The sequence below is a fragment of the Roseisalinus antarcticus genome, from assembly GCF_900172355.1.
In the GTDB taxonomy this organism is placed as follows: domain Bacteria; phylum Pseudomonadota; class Alphaproteobacteria; order Rhodobacterales; family Rhodobacteraceae; genus Oceanicola; species Oceanicola antarcticus_A.
In genome coordinates this window covers 1-3,649 of record NZ_FWFZ01000087.1, presented here as the reverse complement: position 1 = coordinate 3,649, position 3,649 = coordinate 1, and the positions used below count along the sequence as shown (strand labels likewise).

Genomic DNA, 3,649 nt, shown 5'->3' with positions numbered 1-3,649 from the left:
TGCCAGATCGACGCCGATGATGGTAACTACTTCCATGGATGCCGTCTCCTACAGCTTGTGCTTCAACACCACGAGTTTGGCACATCGCGATGCCGTCAGGGGAGAGCGGCATCCACCCCATCTCCACCTTAAAATATTGATGTTCTTGATTCCGAAGGATGGCTGAACCTCTGACACCGCACGACCTCGCCTAGCCGACAGTCACACCGAAGATCATACCCACCGCTGCGGTCGCGGCCATGGCAAGTGCGCCCCAGAACGTGACGCGAACCGCTCCCTTTACGATGCCCGCACCGCCGACCGATGCCCCGAGTCCGCCCAGCACTGAAAGCGCGATCAGAGTGGTGACCGCGACGACGAAAGTGATCTGGGCTGCAGGAACCAGCGCGGCAATGATGAGCGGTATGAAAGCGCCGACCGCAAAGGTCGCCGCTGACACCAGAGCCGCCTGGATCGGATGCGCGGTCACGGTCTCCGAGATGCCAAGCTCGTCGCGCGCATGCGCGCCAAGTGCGTCTTTCTCGGTCAGCTGGATCGCGACCTGGTGCGCGAGGACGTCGTCAAGCCCGCGCGCAACGTAGATGCGGGTCAGCTCGTCGAGCTCGGCCTCGGGTGTTTCCCTCAGTTCGCGGGTTTCGCGCGCGAGGTCGGCCTGCTCCGCATCGGTCTGTGAACTGACGGAGACGTATTCGCCGGCCGCCATCGACATCGCCCCGGCTACAAGCCCGGCAAGACCCGCGATCAGGATCTCGGGACGCCCGGATCCAGCCGCAGCGACCCCGACGACAAGGCTCGCCGTGGAAACGAGACCATCGTTCGCGCCCAGAACAGCGGCGCGCAACCAGCCGATGCGATGAACCATGTGGACTTCGGAATGGGAGAGTCTGCTCATCTCAAAAGGGCCTTCCGGGCTATGTTTCGGTGAATGACGGCGTGGGCGGGCGATGAGCCGCTGTATCGCCAGGGCTGCCTTCGATCTGATCTAAGTGACCCGGCACGATCCTGAGAGCCCGCAACGCGTTGAGGATGACCGCCACGTCGATCAACTCCTGCAGGAGGGCGCCCTGCACCGGGGTCAGGTACCCGAAGGCGGCAGCGATCATGCCGATGACAGACAAGCCGATCCCCGCCGCAACGCTCTCGAGGGCGATGCGGCGGGACCGTTGCGCGATCTCGATTCCCGGCAGCAGCCGATCCAGGTGATCGACCAGCAGCACGACATCGGCCGCTTCGGCCGATGCCGCCGCCCCGCGTGCGCCCATGGCGACACCGATGTCGGCTGCCGCCAGCGCGGGGGCGTCGTTGACACCGTCGCCCACCATCATGACCGGGCCGTTCTTGCGCTCGGTCAGGACCAGCAGGACCTTCTGGTCGGGGGTCAGATCGGCGCGAACGGCATCGAGGCCAAGGCCCGCCGTCACGGCCTCGGCAACGGCGCGGCGATCGCCTGTCGCCAGCAGGATGCGACCGACGCCCAGATGTCGAAGCCCTGAAAGCAGGTCTGCCGTGCCAGCGCGCAATGCGTCAGCCATCACGATGTGGCCGGCCAGTTTCCCGTCAACGCCTAGCGACACCACAACCGATCCCGCCTCGACCACAGTGCTTTCCGGGTCGGCGAGGCCAAGCTGCTCGGCGACGAACCCCGCGCCGCCCACCACGACCCTGCGTCCGTCGATTGTCCCGGCAACGCCTTCGCCGGGCGTCTCGACCACGCTCGCGGGGATCGGCAAGGCGATCCCGCGCGCGTTCGCCGCCCCGACGATGGCCTGTGCGATCGGGTGTTTCGATGCCTGATCGAGCGCGGCGGCGAAGTACAGAATGTCGTCCTCGGACATGTCGCCATGCCGGTCGATCGACACGATCTGCGGGCGCCCGTCCGTCAGCGTGCCGGTCTTGTCGAGGATCAGCGTCGTGATCCGGGCCAGCGCCTCAAGCGGTTTCGCGCCCTTGATCAGCACCCCGAAGTGGGCCGCGCGCGAAAGCCCGGCCACCAATGCCACCGGAACGGCGAGGATCAGCGGGCACGGCGTCGCCACCACCAGCACCGCCACTGCCCGGATCGGATCGCCCGTGACCCACCAGGCGGCGGTTGCCAGCGCGACGGTCACGGCGAGGAACAGCAGTGAGTAGCGGTCGGCCAGCCGCGCCATTGGCGCCTTGGACTTCTGCGCCGCCTCGACCAGCCGGACGATCCGGGCATAGGTGCTGTCGGCCGCGCGGCGCGTGACCCGCAGATCGAAAGCCTCGCCCGCGTTGGTCGAGCCGCTCATCGCGTCCTGCCCGTGTGCCAGCCGGACGGGCATCGACTCGCCGGTCAGCGCGGACTGGTCGAGCATCGCGCCGGCGCTCTCGACCGTCCCGTCCACGGATGCCACGTCGCCCTGCCGGATCAGCAGCAGATCGCCCCGCGCAATGTCGTCGAGCGGCACCTCGTCCAGTGCGCCATTGCGATGGCGCGTGGCGGTCCTGGGCACGCGGGACAGAAGATCGCTCATCTCGCGCCGCGCGCGGCCCTGCGCGAAACTCTCGAGGAAGGTTCCGCCCGAATACATCAGCGCGACGACTGCCGCCGCAAGGGTTTCCCCGAACAGCAGCGCCGCCGACATCGACAGCGCCGCGACGATGTCCAGCCCGACCTCGCCCTGTCTCAGACTTCGGACAATCTCGACGCAAAGGGCCGCAAGCACAGGCGCGACCCCGGCCGTCCACGCGATATCGGCAAGGTCCGGCCGCCCCACCAGCCAAAGGACCAGGCCGGATACCAAGCCAAGCAATGCCAGGCTCAGCAGGGCGACGTTCAGGCGATCATGAAACAAGGGTGTCATCTGGTACATGTCCCGGCGTCAGCTCACGCGCTCGGGATCTGGACGGGTCTCGAACAGCCGTCCCACTCTCGTTTCGCGAAGATGATCGCCCTCACGATCAAGGAAGAGAGCGCTCAAGTTACATTTACGCGCCAATATCGCGCCCTCCAAGCTGCCTTTTACAATCAGCGCCGTCGCCCATGCATCCGCCTCGGCGCAGGTCCGGGCGACGACCGTCACCGAGGCCGGCGACGCGATCAGTGGGGCGCCGCGCCCGGGGTCCATGGAGTGCGACAGACGGCGACCCTGAACCTCGACCCAGTGCCGGTAGTCCCCCGAGGTCGCCACGGCAGCGTCCTGCAGCGCCAGGATGGCATGCGGCGTGCGGCGGTCAGTGTCCGGCGCCTCGACCGCGATGGTCCAGGCGCCCCCGTCGGGCCGGAGCCCCATTGCACGCATCTCGCCGTCGATGCCGACAAGCGCATCGTCCATGCCATGCGCCGCCAGCGTCCGGGCCAGCCGGTCGACGCCATATCCCTTGGCGATGCCATTCAGGTCCAGCGCCAGCGGCGACGTCTTGCGGACGAGACCTGTTGTCCTGTCGATCTCGAGCGCCTGATGGGTAGGCACACGCTTGGCCGTCATGGCGCTGCGGATGCGCTCGGGCGCCGCTGCCTCGGGCCCGAACCCCCAGGCCGTTACCGCGTCGCCCATGCCGATGTCGAAAGCCCCGCCCGAGGCTCGCCCGATCTCGAGCGCGAGGCCCAGAACCTCCCGCAGCCGATCCGGAACCGCCACCGAGGCGCCAACAGGCGCTGCGTTCAGACGCATCAGATCGCTGCCCG

Annotated in this window: 3 protein-coding genes; all 3 read right to left on the bottom strand. The window is 67.4% G+C overall.

Going from position 1 to position 3,649, the window contains the following annotated elements:
* Positions 1-190 precede the first annotated feature (190 nt).
* Positions 191-892 carry a VIT1/CCC1 transporter family protein gene (locus tag ROA7023_RS23075; protein ID WP_085881296.1) on the bottom strand — a complete coding sequence of 234 codons (702 nt, stop codon included), beginning with the start codon at positions 890-892 and terminating at the stop codon, positions 191-193.
* A 19-nt stretch (positions 893-911) separates the two neighbouring features.
* Entirely contained in the window at positions 912-2,825 is a 1,914-nt protein-coding gene (locus ROA7023_RS23070) for a heavy metal translocating P-type ATPase (protein WP_085881298.1), read from the bottom strand.
* Between the two features lie 18 nt (positions 2,826-2,843).
* Positions 2,844-3,649: FAD:protein FMN transferase (locus ROA7023_RS23065; protein ID WP_143535731.1), on the bottom strand; the 806-nt coding region annotated here is incomplete at its 5' end.

Excerpts from the sequence above, each read along its gene's own strand:
- ROA7023_RS23070 (WP_085881298.1), bottom strand. The coding sequence starts at position 2,825 with ATGACACCCTTGTTTCATGATCGCCTGAACGTCGCCCTGCTGAGCCTG.
- ROA7023_RS23075 (WP_085881296.1), bottom strand. The coding sequence starts at position 892 with ATGAGCAGACTCTCCCATTCCGAAGTCCACATGGTTCATCGCATCGGC.